The 13,944-nt window shown below is 53.6% G+C and carries 10 protein-coding genes; 1 reads left to right on the top strand and 9 read right to left on the bottom strand.

Going from position 1 to position 13,944, the window contains the following annotated elements:
- Positions 1-584 precede the first annotated feature (584 nt).
- The 9 genes from AC2FNE_RS22985 to AC2FNE_RS22945 all read right to left on the bottom strand — a co-directional run bounded on the left by AC2FNE_RS22985 (position 585) and on the right by AC2FNE_RS22945 (position 13,014).
- On the bottom strand, positions 585-2,411 hold the full coding sequence (locus AC2FNE_RS22985) for an adenylate/guanylate cyclase domain-containing protein (RefSeq protein ID WP_496806385.1): 1,827 nt from the start codon (positions 2,409-2,411) through the stop codon (positions 585-587).
- 522 nt (positions 2,412-2,933) lie between these two features.
- A complete protein-coding gene (locus AC2FNE_RS22980) occupies positions 2,934-4,298 on the bottom strand; it encodes an aminotransferase (RefSeq protein WP_496806384.1) in 1,365 nt (454 codons plus the stop codon).
- Positions 4,291-5,853 carry a trimethylamine methyltransferase family protein gene (locus AC2FNE_RS22975; RefSeq protein WP_170608958.1) on the bottom strand — a complete coding sequence of 521 codons (1,563 nt, stop codon included), beginning with the start codon at positions 5,851-5,853 and terminating at the stop codon, positions 4,291-4,293. Before AC2FNE_RS22975 ends, AC2FNE_RS22980 begins: the two co-directional genes overlap by 8 nt.
- On the bottom strand, positions 5,846-7,078 hold the full coding sequence (locus AC2FNE_RS22970) for an aromatic ring-hydroxylating oxygenase subunit alpha (protein WP_496806383.1): 1,233 nt from the start codon (positions 7,076-7,078) through the stop codon (positions 5,846-5,848). The genes AC2FNE_RS22975 and AC2FNE_RS22970 overlap by 8 nt, the downstream gene beginning before the upstream one ends.
- Positions 7,075-9,138, bottom strand: coding sequence for an oxidoreductase (locus AC2FNE_RS22965; protein ID WP_170608970.1), 2,064 nt, complete (start codon positions 9,136-9,138; stop codon positions 7,075-7,077). The genes AC2FNE_RS22970 and AC2FNE_RS22965 overlap by 4 nt, the downstream gene beginning before the upstream one ends.
- Positions 9,139-9,198: 60 nt before the next feature.
- Complete coding sequence (locus AC2FNE_RS22960) at positions 9,199-10,260, bottom strand: ABC transporter substrate-binding protein (RefSeq protein WP_496806382.1); 1,062 nt, start codon at positions 10,258-10,260, stop codon at positions 9,199-9,201.
- A 17-nt stretch (positions 10,261-10,277) separates the two neighbouring features.
- Entirely contained in the window at positions 10,278-11,375 is a 1,098-nt protein-coding gene (locus tag AC2FNE_RS22955) for an ABC transporter ATP-binding protein (RefSeq protein WP_170481714.1), read from the bottom strand.
- Positions 11,372-12,160 carry an ABC transporter permease gene (locus tag AC2FNE_RS22950; RefSeq protein ID WP_170608964.1) on the bottom strand — a complete coding sequence of 263 codons (789 nt, stop codon included), beginning with the start codon at positions 12,158-12,160 and terminating at the stop codon, positions 11,372-11,374. The genes AC2FNE_RS22955 and AC2FNE_RS22950 overlap by 4 nt, the downstream gene beginning before the upstream one ends.
- Positions 12,157-13,014 (bottom strand): ABC transporter permease, encoded by an 858-nt coding sequence (locus tag AC2FNE_RS22945; protein ID WP_496806381.1) that lies wholly within the window; start codon positions 13,012-13,014, stop codon positions 12,157-12,159. The genes AC2FNE_RS22950 and AC2FNE_RS22945 overlap by 4 nt, the downstream gene beginning before the upstream one ends.
- Positions 13,015-13,135: 121 nt before the next feature.
- Here AC2FNE_RS22945 and AC2FNE_RS22940 point away from each other — a divergent pair, with 121 nt between their 5' ends.
- Positions 13,136-13,789 carry a TetR family transcriptional regulator C-terminal domain-containing protein gene (locus tag AC2FNE_RS22940; protein ID WP_496806380.1) on the top strand — a complete coding sequence of 218 codons (654 nt, stop codon included), beginning with the start codon at positions 13,136-13,138 and terminating at the stop codon, positions 13,787-13,789.
- Positions 13,790-13,944 lie beyond the last annotated feature (155 nt).

Raw genomic sequence — 13,944 nt, 5'->3', positions numbered from 1 at the left:
CGATTGTTGGTGCTCGGCATGACGTCCCGGATCAAGCAGATCAGACACCGACCTGATCAATTCGATCCTTGGTTCTCCGAAATCCTTGAACGTAAGCCCGCAAAGCTGGCAAGATCCCGATCCAAGAACTCGACCGGCAACACGAGACATATCTGATTGCAACCAAAGATCGTGTGCGTTTGAAGCCGGTTCGGGAATTGATCAATTGCGTAGACTAAGATGTTCCCACCGCTTTTAGAACGTGTATTGGCATCGGTTTCCTTTGGCCAAGTGACTCGTGCAAAGTACTTAGCGGATCGATGTGTTCCGACAAAAAAGCGCGCTGCCGCCGTCGAAAAAGCCTCCAGGAGGACCAGAGCTGCCTAAGTTATAGCTAGCAGATTTTTCAGCATTGTTGTGAGCCTCGGAGAACGAACTGAGCGGAGGCCGTTAATGTCCGCTTTCCAGGCTGCGAAAGCAGAAATTAAACAGTCGCCTCAGTGACCACTTCGGGCGGCGAGCGATACGGGAAATAATTGATTAAAGGAAGGTGTAGGCACTGCTCCCTCAGGTTAAGTTTGCCTGAAGGTGCGTAAGTTGCATCGTCAATTGACACCTGACGGAGGTAGGTTTTCAGAAGAGGTCAATCTGGAAAACTCCACAGGTTTGTCAAACCCGGACAAACGGGCTTCGTCCGATCTGGTGGAGAATTGAGCGAGGCCTACAACTATGTCGGTTTTTGCTAAGTCTTTCGAGAGGACGATCTCGCCGCCTTCGGCCTGTGACAGCAGCCGCGCGGCCAGATTTATGGCGCTGCCGAAGAAATCCAGTCCCTTATCCGACCGCATCGCGACACAGGTGCCTTCGTGAATTCCAATCTTCAGCTTGAGATCGGGCTGATCGTAGTTCGCGTTGAACGCGGCGAAGTCTCGTTGAATTTCGAGGGCGGCGTTGACAGCTGCGTCCCCATCCGAAAACGCTGCCATGACCGCATCTCCAATGGTTTTGACCACAATGCCGCCGTGTTTGCGCACTCGCTGTGTCATGAAATCGAAATGTGAAACAACCAGCGCATAAGCTGAAGCGTCGCCAATGGCTTCGTAAAGCGCGGTGGATTCTTCCAGATCCGAGAACAGGATCGCGACTTGGCCGATGCCTGCCGTTTGTCTGGCTTTCAGCAATTGATCGGGGCAATAGTCCTGAAACGCTGGCACGGTAGCCAGGCGACCAATTGTCAGGCGGTTCTGGCTAAACTTGGCATTTTCCACCACGATGGTGCGCGCTTCCGCGCCCTCGTTTTGTACGAACATCTTAACGCCGGACCGTGTCGGGTCGCTTTGAACCACATCCCCATGCAATGTTACGCCGATCCAAGATCGACCATCATACTCGACAATAATCTCTCCTCCGGCTTCTACCGTCCGGATACGATACTGGCCTTTCGGGAGGCCCAACTGCTTTTCAACTGAAACACCCGGCTCTATGGTCTCTTGCCATTTGATATGCGGGACATTGGCCGGTGCCATCATGCAGAAACTGCCACGTGGCAAGATACGAAGCCAAGCTGACGGGCTGAATACCAACTCAACGTTGTTCACGAAATCACGGTCAAAATTCACGTTGCAGGAGGAACAATGCGCGGCATCAGGGATATCGGCCAGATTTCCTGTATCTGCTTTTCCGTCCCGACACCTTGGGCATATGATCACCCAACGCATACTCAGCACGCCCGCCTCATGGGCAGCGATGCAAGTTTCGATCATGTGTTGTTCGGGAACGCCCCAGGCAGCTGCCAGTTTCAACGGGCGAATGCGGCGTAAAGAGTGGGCATCAGCTTTCAATAGAAAATTGCTAAGTGCGCCTGTCAGCCCATGTCCAAATGGGCCTTGGTCGATTTTTGCCATGGCGTCTGCCAGACGTTGCTTGGCGCGCGGGGCAACGGTGTAAAACGCGTCACGAGGCACTGGCAGGTTCAGGTTCTCGTATTCCGCCATGGTTCGACGCATGGCTATGACCGGTTGCCTTGTCATCCAATGCAAAACACCCAGTCGAAAAAGGATGGTGCCCAAAACACTTCGCCATCTGGCGAAGAAAACGCCCCTAACAGTCGTCTTTCCATTCTGTTCCGAGAAATACACACGCACCGTAAGTTCATTGACGGGGCCACTTTCGAAGAGACGGGCTTGGCTGAAATACTCCTGAACGGCCCATTCCCCCATCTTCTCGCGCCATCTCAGCTTGAAGGGACCGATCTTTTTTATGGCAGCACGTTCGACTGAGCCGTCGACGTTCAAAACATCTTCGGTTTCGTAAGGGGAAAACCCGGCGCTGCTGATCGCGTGCATGCGTTGAGAGTCAGACAGGAGCGTCCATACGTCTTCGACGGGACGATCGAATGTCAGCTCGTGAACAATCTCAGCCGTCTTTTCCATACTCTCACCTGCCTGCAATAACTCCAACCCGACTTGTTAGCGATCTGTCCCTTGCGCAAAAGCCTGCGCTAAAGATTGCCCATCGCAATGTTCCGAAGCAAGGCGTATGGGTACACGTTTTTGCAGATGCACAGACCGCCACCTCGTCTTTCACAGCAAATGAACAGTTTCCCAACCAACGATAGTCTTCTCTTCTTGCGGATGCAGCGAATATCCGAAACCTTGGCTGCAAATGCAGAAATGAGAAAGCAAGTTGAATGTTGGCTTGGGGTCGTTTGCAAACAGTGGCCGAGAAACGTCGGCCGGTGGCTTCGTTCGCATAGCGTTCGCTCGCGGCATTTCTACGAATTACCGCGCTGAGCCCACTTTGACCGATGCTGCGCGGTGCCCCAATTACAGCGTTGCGCAGAAAGCGGAGTTTTCAAATTCTAGCTGGCGGCCCATTGCGGACATTGAACGTGGAATCCAAATTTTGCAGTGGCATCCCAACCTGCTTACACTCGCAACGGAGTTGCATGCTTTTCATTGGTCACCGAATCCGCCAAGCCACGTGCTTGTCGCTTCAAGCCCTTCGCGCAAGACAGAAAACATCTTTATAATTTCGTTTTCGCTAATGATAAGGGGCGGCGAAAGAACACACATGTTGATAACCGGTCGAACTAATAACCCCCGTTTTTGGCATTCTATATCGATCTGGCCACCAATCTCGTAGTCGTGTCCCAGCTCGCTCCGAGGATCACCGTCAACTGAGCATTGAACGCAACCCATTAAACCCATCCCACGCACGTCGGCAACGATGCCGATCTGACGCAACTGCTGCAGTTGATCCTGAAAAACCGGAGCGACCATTCGAACGTGTTCGAGAAGTTTTTCCCGTTCAATGATCTCAATGCTCTTCAAACCCGCAGCCGCGCTAACTGGGTGACCAGAATAGGTATAACCATTTGAGAAGGTAGCATCTTTTCCCGCAACGTCGGCGATCAATCGGTCAGAAATAATCGCGGCACCCATCGGCGCGTACCCAGATGTCATTCCTTTGGCACAAGTTATTATGTCTGGCTGAATGCCGAAAACTGCCTCAGACGAAAACCAATGGCCTAATCGCCCAAAAGCTGTCACCACTTCGTCGGAGATATATAGAACATCATACTTCTTGCAGATTTTTAGGCAGCCTTCGTGATATCCATTTGGCGGCACGATAACGCCGCCAGATGCCAGAACCGGTTCGGCGATAAAAGCGGCAACATTTTCTGGGCCAAGTGCCACAATAGCGTTTTCAAGATCAGAAATTTTCTCTGTCAGAAAGCTTTCTTCGCTTTGACCTGGCGCACGATAGAGCGGGTTTACGTCCGGCAGGAAATGCGCGAGGTCATCGGCCTTGTCGAGCCAAAGCCGGTCACGCTCTTTTCCACTGACGCTGGCCGCCAAGTAGGTGCTTCCATGATAGGCCTTTTGCCTTGAAATGATTTTCTTTTTCTCGGGACGACCCATAAGGTTATTTCGAAAATGGACAAATCGGATAGCCGTATCCACCGCGGTCGAACCGCCGGTGGTAAAAAAGACATTGTTCAAATCGCCCGGCGCACGTTTTGCGATTTCGCGTGCGAACCGCACAGCAGTCGTGTTGGTGTTGTTGAAGGGCGAGAAATAGGCAAGGCTCCGAGCTTGATGAGCCATGGCCTCGGCCATCTCCTCTCGCCCATAGCCGATCTGGGTGCACCACATGCCTCCCGGTCCGTCAATCAAGCGTTCGCCTTTTTCGTTCACTACATGGATGCCGCTGGCACTTTCGACAAAAGTGCGGTTGTTTTTGCCCAAAGCTTCCATCCCTTCCCACGGGTGCAGGAAGTGATCGTTGTCCCATTGTTTGGCGTTAGAGTTATCCATGATAGTTCATGCTTTCTGCACTCATTACAATGGGGAATTCTTCGCGCACCTGAGTGTCCAAAGCGCCGAAATAGTTAGGGAAATGACTGTTTAGAATAGAATTAGCTTTGTCACGGGCGCGGTCCAACAAATCTGTTTTGCCTTCGTTTTCCCATGTGTCTGTACGCTCCCGATCCATAAGTCGCGGATAGACGAACTCGCTGTTCATATAGTTTAGCGTGTGGGGGTTACCGAGGAAATGACCAGGGTCGATGGCGCACTGGTGGATCACATCCACAGCCATGGTTTCATCCGTGACCTCTATCCCGCGCAACGATCGCAGTATCATTCCGCCCGCTTCGTCATCGATGACCATACTTTCAAAACTACATCCCATGAGGCTGCCGATCATACCGCCAAACTCGCAAAGGCGATTGGCACCGGCATGAGCAGCAAGCGTGAAGGTCAGCGCCTTTTCTAAGCCGTATTGCGCGTCGGGTATTTTGGCATCGGTCATGCCTGCGCCAACGGATGTGGGAAGGCCATAGAAATTACCCATTTGAATGGCAGCCGCGCCAATCAGAGCCTGTTCGCCGCTGCCACCGGTGAATGAACCGCTGCGCAAATCTGTGATGAAGGGCCAGGCGGCAAAGCAGACCGGACAGCCTGGTTTGATGAGATTTACGATGGCAACGCAGGCCAGCGTTTCGGCCACGGTTTGTACAAGTGTACCCGCAAGCGTAGCAGGGGCTGTGGCCCCGGCTTGAGGAGGCACAGCCAGATCGACAGTCAGGCCAAGTTTGGCGGTATCAATCAGGATCTCCATATTTTCCTTACCGATCCGCAGGGGCGAAACCATTGGACAGCCGCCAAAAATGACGCTTGGCTTTTTCATGAAAGCACCTTCACCACCCTGGGCCAAGTCAAACATGCGGATGGCATGCGGGATATGACTGCGGTCGCGAAAGGTCAGACAGGCAGGCTTTTGGCTGCCTGCGAGCATTGCATATATGGTGTTCATATCGTGGGCGAAATCATCGATCACATCGGTGGCCAAAACCGTATCGCCCAGCATATGGATGTTGTCCAAACGGTCCACTAGACGGGTGAAATCATACACATCGCGCAGGACCGAAGGGCGATAAGATTTGGTCTGGGAATCGAAGGTGGTGACGGCGGTTCCGGAGTTGGCGAAGTAAACGCTCTCTGCCGAGCAATGCATGTCGTCTTTGCCTTCACGCTCTCCGCGGGCATAGACATAAAACTCCTTGGCAGCACCATCCAGGATGTCTTCCATCAAGGCTCGGGGGAAGCACAGCCGATTGAGGTCATTCATCACCGCGCCCTTGGGCAGCACCAGATCAAGCAATTCCGGAAAATGGTCGTTAACGCCGGTGTTTTCCAGAACGGTCAAGGCCGCTTGGTGGATGTTCTCCATATCTGCTTGGGTCAGCGGTTTGTAGCGCCCGCCACTTAGGCCCCCACGTACGGCCTCATTGCCCGTGGTCGCCTGTTGAACCTTTATGCGCGCGGCGCGCCCGCCTCCACCGCGACGGCGTGATTTCGCCTCAGCCATTGCCCGCCATCCTTTGTTCTGGTTCCGGGCTGATCATGGTGAAATAGAAATCGTAAAAGTCCTGGATCGACGTTTCCATTTCGCCCAAGGGACCCGGTTGGAAGTATTGAGAATTTACGCCGGACTGATTGTAGCGAATGATGCGTTCGTCATCCAAAGATGTGACATGCCAAAGCCAGGTCAGGTTTTCTTTGTTGTAGTCTTGCCCTTCTTCGGCGTCAGCGCGAACCAGCCAGACCACCTGAATGTCGGTTTCCTGTAAGCCTAGCGGAATGAAGCGGTAGCCGACCATGTGATCCGAATAAATAAGGAACCAATTCAAAGGACCAATGTCAAAGTCAGTTGCGCCACCGTCGAAGCCTTTCAACGTTCCAAGCAATGGCGCAAGCGCCTCGCCCGATTTGCTGCCGGTTTTGTAGCCTGGATAAAGCGGATATCGCCGATAGTACCCGCTGGTGAACGGGGTGAGTGCAGCGTCGCTGACAAGCGCCAATTCATCAGGTGACAGCCCAACTTCCACAGCCCTCGCCTTTAGCGGTTCGATCAAGCCAACCATGTCTTGCGGCGATTTCAGGCTATGGGAACGAGAATACTCTTTGTGGGCTGGCCCGCAGTGGTAGCATTCCAGATAGTTCTCCACCGCTAGTTTCCAATTCGCCGGAACGGGAAATGACGCTGTATGCGCTACTTTCAGATCTTCAAAGCCATAGGGCTCGACAAGTGGCGAAAGTTGGCTGAGGACAGGATCAAGCGATGGTGTATTTGCATCGGCACAGACAAAGATCAAGCCTTTGAAGACACTCACCTGAACGGGAAAGAGCCCGAATTTGGACGGGTCAAAATGTTCCCCCATGTTATGGCTTGCGCGAAGTTTTCCCGATAGCTCATATGTCCAAGCGTGATAGGGGCAAACAAGAACACGGGAGCTGCCGGATTGTTCAGTGCAGACGCGAGATCCACGATGGCGGCAGACATTCAGGTGGGCGCGAACATCACCATCGCGGTCGCGAACAATGATGATGCTCTCGGGGCCATAGTCGAACAGGAAGTAGTCGCCGGAGTTTGGGATTTGGCTGACATGCCCTGCCCAAAGCCAGTTGCGGTTCCAGACGCGGGCGATGTCATAGTCATAGATGTCTTGCGAGATATAGAAACCGCGCGGCAGGGCGTGGCCGTACTGGTGCGAGGCTATTAACGCATCCAACTCAAACGGTCGGCTGTTCATCTCGTTTCCTCCAAATCGATTATCTCGCGGCGAAACCAATCCTGGTCTGCTTCTGCCTTGGGGCGTTCAAAATTGCGGGCCGCGCGGTGGCCCGCGAAGACTGCGTCCACAATCAGTCCCGGAGACGCGGCATCGCCAATAAGTTCGAGGGTTTTCAACCCGAGCCAGCGCAAGCTGTCATAAAGCGTCGTCTCACGCTGGCGTTCGGTGACCAGAATTGTCGAGGCACACGGTACATTCGTTTCTCGACCTGTAAAGGTACACCGGATGCTCGCCATGTCACCTTCAGCAGCGGCGAATACCTGATTGCAGCGAATGTCGATGCCAAGCTCGATCAGACGGGCCTGAATACGAGGCTGCTCCAAAGTATTTACGGCGTAAGCTGAGACCAAACTCTCCGGGGTGACAAAGACCACTTGGTATCCTGCAGTCGCCAGTTTTTCGGCGATCACTCCTGCCAGATAGATGTGGTCATCATCATAGATCATCACCGGCCCATCCGGAGGCAGAAGGCCGTTCAAGATGTCATCAGGCGTCAGCACATTGGCGCTTTGCTCGATCTGAGGCATATGGCGTTGCGTGCTACGGCCCATGCCGTCGGTGCGCCAATGGCTGCCGGTAGCCACAAAGACGTGTTCGACGCCAAGCTCTGCCACCTGATCGCCATCAAGCCTGCTGTCGGTGAATAATTGGACGTTTCCGCGCTGTTTCAGATCGTTCAGGCGATAATCGACGACGCGGGACCAAGCTGCGAGGCCGGGAAGTTTGGCTTCTTTTCCAACCCTGCCGCCCAATTCAGCTGCCGCTTCGGCCAAAGTCACCTGGTATCCACGCCTTGCCAATTGCATCGCGCATTCAAGACCGGCAGGGCCACCGCCAATAACCAAAGTATCCGCGTTGCTCTTCTTTGGTGCGATAATCTCGGGGTGCCAACCGCGCCGCCATTCCTCGCCCATTGTGGGATTTTGAGTGCAGCGGATCGGAATGCCCAGATTGTCCGAGGACACGCAGATATTACAGCCGATACATTCACGGATTTCGTCAATGCGACCCTCTTCGATCTTTTTCGGAATGAACGGGTCCGCAATGGAAGGTCGCGCAGCCCCGATAAGGTCGACAATTCCCTTTTTGACCATCGACAGCATCATGTCGGGGGACGTCAAACGACCGACACCAACCACCGGTTTCCGTGTGAACTGTTTGACGTGGGACAAAAACGCATTCTGATACCCGTCTTCAGGCTGAAAACGCGTTGTGGCGCTGTCATTGGACCAGTCGGCCACATTAACATCCCATAGGTCAGGAAGGTTGGCCAACAGCTCGACAACGGCGCGGCCTTCTTCTGTGGCCTGCATGCCCCCGGTACCCATCATCTCATCAATGGCAAAGCGAAATGCCACGGCGCAGCTGTCGCCTACGGTTTCGTGGGTATCTTCCAGCAGTTCACGTGTCAGACGCACACGATTTTCGAGCGACCCACCATATTCATCGCTACGCTGGTTCATATGCGGCAGCATGAAATGTTGCGCCAAAGTCATGTTGTGTCCGGCATAGACGTAAATGATGTCAAATCCGGCGTCTTTCGCGCGCAAGGCAGCTTCGCGGTGCCAACGGCGGAATTCCCGAATATCGGCCTTATCCATAGCCTGCGCCTGCTTGGGATGCGTCGTGTCGACGGACATCTCGGAAGGTGCAAGAACTGGAGCGCGGGTCAACAGGTTTTGCGCATGATTGCCATTGTGAACCAGCTGGATTGCCGCCAGTGCACCATGTGCATGTACCGCATCCGTCATCAGCCGCAACGCGGGCACATCGCGCCCGTCCCACAACCGCCCTTCGGCAAAAGGAGACAGGTCAGAGGTCGGGTGAATCTCGGTCTCCTGATTGGAAACTACCGCCCAACCGCCTTCTGCTTTCATCCCACGGACGGCAGCATCTGCCCGTGGCCGGAGGTGTCCCAGCCCAGTGCAATGAGGCACTTGATAGAAGCGGTTCCTGGCTGTGACTGGCCCGATCTGAACCGGTTCCAAGAGCATAGAATATGGGTTCGCGTCCAACATGTTCACGCGTTTTCCTGTATTTGGGATCCGGAGCCCAACGACCCCGGAAATGTGGTTGTATTAGAAGCCGGCTTTGATCCGTTCGAACTCCGCCAGCATTTTTGCCTCAAGCTCGGGGTTGACCGCATCAAAGAACAAGCTGCCTTCGAAAAAGCTTTTTGGATCGGAGAAACCATAGGCTTCGATGTTGGCCTGATCGGCAACTTCGAACGCTTTTGCGTTGGAATGTGGGTACCCCCAGTTGTCGATGATATACTGACCGCTGGCCGGGTCAGTAAGCGCGTTCAACAGATCATATACCTGATCGACCGGTGTCGTGGATGATTTCAGATGCACATAGCCGCACGCCCAGGTCGCGATACCTTTGTCGACGTCTCGCATCATAGCTGCGGGCACCTCGTTCCAGATCAGGTTCAGTTCTGACTGGTTCCAGGCCCAACCCATTTCGATCTCACCGCTGGTCATGGCCTGGTCAAACTGACCTGCATCGGACCAGTAAAAGCGCATGTTCGGGTGTATCGAGCGCAGGAAATCAGATGCTTCCTTGAATTGCTCTTCGCTCAGATTGGTGTAGTCATCCGCGTTTCCAGTGGCCAGCGCAGCCAGGGCATATGCAGATGACGCGGCATCCGGGATGGCGATCTTACCTGCATAGGCCGGGTCCGCCAGCAATTGCAGCGAGATATCGTCATTAGAGATTTTGTCGGTGCGATAGATAAGACCGGTATTTCCCCACTCGAACGGCAACATATAAAGCTTGCCGTCCAGAACGATGGCGTCGACTTCCTTGATTTCGGGCAGTACATCGGCCCAATTGGTCAGTTTGCTTTCGTCCAGCGGCTGAATCAGATCGGCTGCGACCCATTTCCGGACTGCGTCGGAACAAGGATGCGCTAAATCAGCCGTGAAACCCGAACTCAGTTTCGTAAAGGCTTCTTCCTGACTTCCAAAATAAGAATAGCTTGGCGCCTCATTCCCGTATTTTTCCATGTAGCTGGCAAAAAAGCCCGGGTCTTCATATCCCGACCAGTCAAACACCGTTAGATCAGCTCCACCGGCACTGGCGCTTCCTGTACTTATAGCCGTCGCACATGCGAAGGCCGCTATTCCTTGAAGTTTCATTTTATCCTCCCATTGATTTATTCTGTGTTGGAACCAAGATCGATCACACTGGCTTCCTGAAGCCCCAGCCAAACTGCGTCGCCGCGATTGAAATCAACCGTGTGAAAATAGTTTGGAACCGAGACCGAGATCGGCTTGTCGGTTCCCGCAACCTGAATGTGGTAGTGAATATTCTCACCGTAGAATGCAACATTGCTGACCGTGCCTTGAACAGTTGATGGATAGTTCTCGGGTTTTTCAGCGGTGATTTCCAATTGTTCTGGCCGAATGCCGATGTTCATATCTCTGGCGTTGGTCGCGACGTTGGGATTCCTTTCAATCTCCATTTGACCAAAGGCCTTCGCGTCGATTGAAAGCGTACCGCCACTTTCTTCCAGCAACTGAGCTGGCAAAATGTTCATCTCACCGATGAAACTGGCAACCTGCTGATCGCAGGGCCGCGCGTAAAGCGTAGTTGGCGTATCCACCTGCTTAAGCCGCCCATTGAACATCACGCCGATGCGGTCGGACATTGTCATCGCCTCGTATTGGTCGTGTGTGACCATCACAAAGGTGATGCCTAGCGATTGCTGCAGGTTACGCATTTCAAACTGCATCTGCTCGCGCAGTTTCTTGTCAAGAGCCGACAAAGGCTCATCCAGCAACAACACTTTGGGTCGCATGATCAGCGCACGGGCGAGCGCCACCCTTTGCCGCTGCCCCCCTGACAGCTCACTTGCGCCGCGATCCTCAAGACCGCCCAGCTCCACCATTTCTAGGGCTTCGGCTACGCGCTGGTCGATCTCAGCCTTGGGGGCCTTGCCGCGCAATCCATAGGCCACGTTGTTTCCAACATTCAGGTGCGGGAATATAGCGTAGCTCTGAAATACCATGTTAGTCGGACGGTTGTTGGCAGGCACACCTTCCATATCATGGCCGTCGATCAGCACGGTGCCTTTGGTTGGCTCCTGGAATCCCGCGATCATCCGCAATACCGTGGTCTTGCCACATCCCGATGGACCGAGGAGTGAGAAAAACTCACCTTCTTTGAGATCAAGATTGATCCCGCTAGCCGCCAGGAATGGGCCATAGCGCTTTTCAACGCCCCTGAGTTCTATGATGTTTCTGACTGTCATCGGACCTCTGATGCGGATGAGCGGCGGCGGAAATACTCGGCAAGCACCAGAAGTAGAACCGAAGTGAGCAGCAAGATGGAGCCTAGCGCCAGCACATTGGGAAGCTTGGCGGGAAAACGGATTTGGCTCCAGATATAAACCGGCAAAGTTGGCTGGTTGCCGGACAGAAAAAAGGCGAGGACGAATTCGTCGAAGCTGACTGTGAACGTGACCAGCAAGCTGGCTACGATACCCGGGGAAACGACCGGTAGCGTCACGCGGCGGAAAGTGTCGAACACGCCGACGCCCAGATCGTAAGATGCTTCCTCCAGCGACGCATCGAAGTCATCAAACGCAGACTTCAGGATCGAGACGGAAAACGGCAGCGCAAGAAACGTATGGCCCAGAACGACGGTCAGCAAAGACGGCTTGAGACCGATAAACAGAAACAGAACCAACATTGAAGAAGCCACGATAATGCCCGGTATAACCAAAGGCAGCATCACCAGACCTTCTGCAGCGCGTTGACCCCGAAACCGGTACCTAACAAAGGCTCGGGCAGCGAACAATCCCATGGCGGTAGAAAAAAGTGCGACGACGGTGCCAACGCCAAGCGAATTCCAAAGGGCCTGGATCAAGGTATCCTGCTCGCCAAGCTTCCGATACCAGTCCAGCGTCCAGCCTTTGATCGGAAAGGCAACGATTGTGCCGCTGTTGAACGAAAACAAGGGCAGAAAAAGAACCGGCAGGTAAAGAAAAACCAAATACAGAAAAGCGTAGGCTGTCAGGGTCGAAGGACGTCTCATCTGATCCGCCTCCCAAGCCGGGTGGCGGTAATGACGAACACTATGGCGACAAAGCCAACCGACAGCATCGCGATCAGTGACAGTGTGGCGCCGAGTGGCCAGTTGTTGGCGGCCCCGAACTGCACCTGAATAAGGTTGGCGATCATCTTCCCGTCCGACCCGCCGACCAGTGCTGGCGTTACATAATCGCCTACAGTCGGGATAAAGATGATCAGGCAAGCAGCAATGATCCCTGGGATAGTCAGCGGCAGCGTCACCCGCACGAAGCGTTGAAAAGGGCTGTTGCCGAGGTCGGTGGCTGCTTCCAACAGGCTTGGATCGATTTTCTGCAATGAAACATAGATCGGCAGGATCGCAAATGGTGCCCAGGCATGAGCAAGCGTCAGCACGACTGCAAATTCATTGTAGAGAAGGAAGTCGAGCGGTTCGTCGATCAGACCAAGCATCAGCAGTGCAGAATTCATTACACCGTTGAACCCAAGGATGAGTTTCCAGGCGAATACGCGCAGGAGATAGCTGGACCAGAACGGAATAGTGATGAGCAGAAGCCAGATGGTCTTTTTCCGTGCCTTCATCGCAATGAAATAGGCGATAGGATAAGCCAGTGCGACGGTTGCGACAGTGACCACCCCTGCAATCCAGATCGACCTTAGCATTAGGTGTCGAACCAGAGGATCAGCAAACGCGTCGCTATAGTTTTTGAGCGTCGGCGTCTTTTCGAGTGTTACGTAGGTTTGCGTCCAGAACGAATAGGCGATCAGGATCAACAATGGAGCCGCCACCAGAAAGCCCACATAAGCGGTGGCCGGTGCGCTGAGGGTATAGCCCCGGGATGCTTCGCTACGAAAGATCACCCCACCTCCCTTCTCGATTTTCACGAGTCACTAATGGACGATCGTCCATTAAATGTTGCGCCAGAACGGTCTTTCGTGTCAATCTTCCTGTGAGATAGACCTGCGGGATACCACCAAGCAGATGGAATTATTGGATAAAGTGGAAAGCTTAAAAGGAAGAAAGCGTGGTTCGAAGCGTGATCCGGAGGCCAAAAAGCAGCTTCTGATCAAGGCGACTCTGGACACTATCGCGGATATTGGAGTTACCGATACCACGGTCAGCCGCATCTGCGAGCGTTCTGGTTTATCACGCGGAATGATCCATTTGCATTTCGGGGGGAAGGATAATTTGCTGACGGCAGCGGCCCAGCATTTCAGTGCCCAATATTATTCCGAGATGGACAGAATGACCGATCTGGGCCCGGATGCGTCGCCCGAAGACCGAGTGATGGCTGTGATCGAGGCGGATCTGTCCGAAGCTCTGCTCAATCCAAGAAGTACAAAAATCTGGCATGCATTCCGGGGCATCGCGAGCTCAAACCCAGGCATTGCCCGCTACAGCAGCACTCAAGATCACAGACTTGTCGAGACCTTGCGGCTTGCATTCTCGGAAATAGCCCAACAAAACGGGCGTAACGCAAACTTGGTGGACGATGCCACTAGTGGAACGCTGGCTTTGATGGAGGGTATGTGGGTGAATTATCTTACAGATATGCAGGGCTTTTCGCGACGGCGCTCTGTTAAACTTATCCGAAGATTTTTGTGCGGCCTTTTCCCCGGCAAGTTCAAGTTGTGAGCCCTAGCGACGCTTAGATTTTCGATATATACGAAGCCTCTTCTCGGACATTCGATGCAACTTGTCTGATTGTCCGCTTTACAGGCCAGTTCTAACAAATCGCTTATGGGCCTTCAGATCGACTTTCAGAGATGTCCCGGCGCGCATCACGTACA

Source organism: Ruegeria sp. YKSD179 (genome assembly GCF_059612885.1).
The sequence above is the reverse complement of the archived record's forward strand: the minus strand, read 5'-3'. Positions and strand labels throughout refer to the sequence as shown.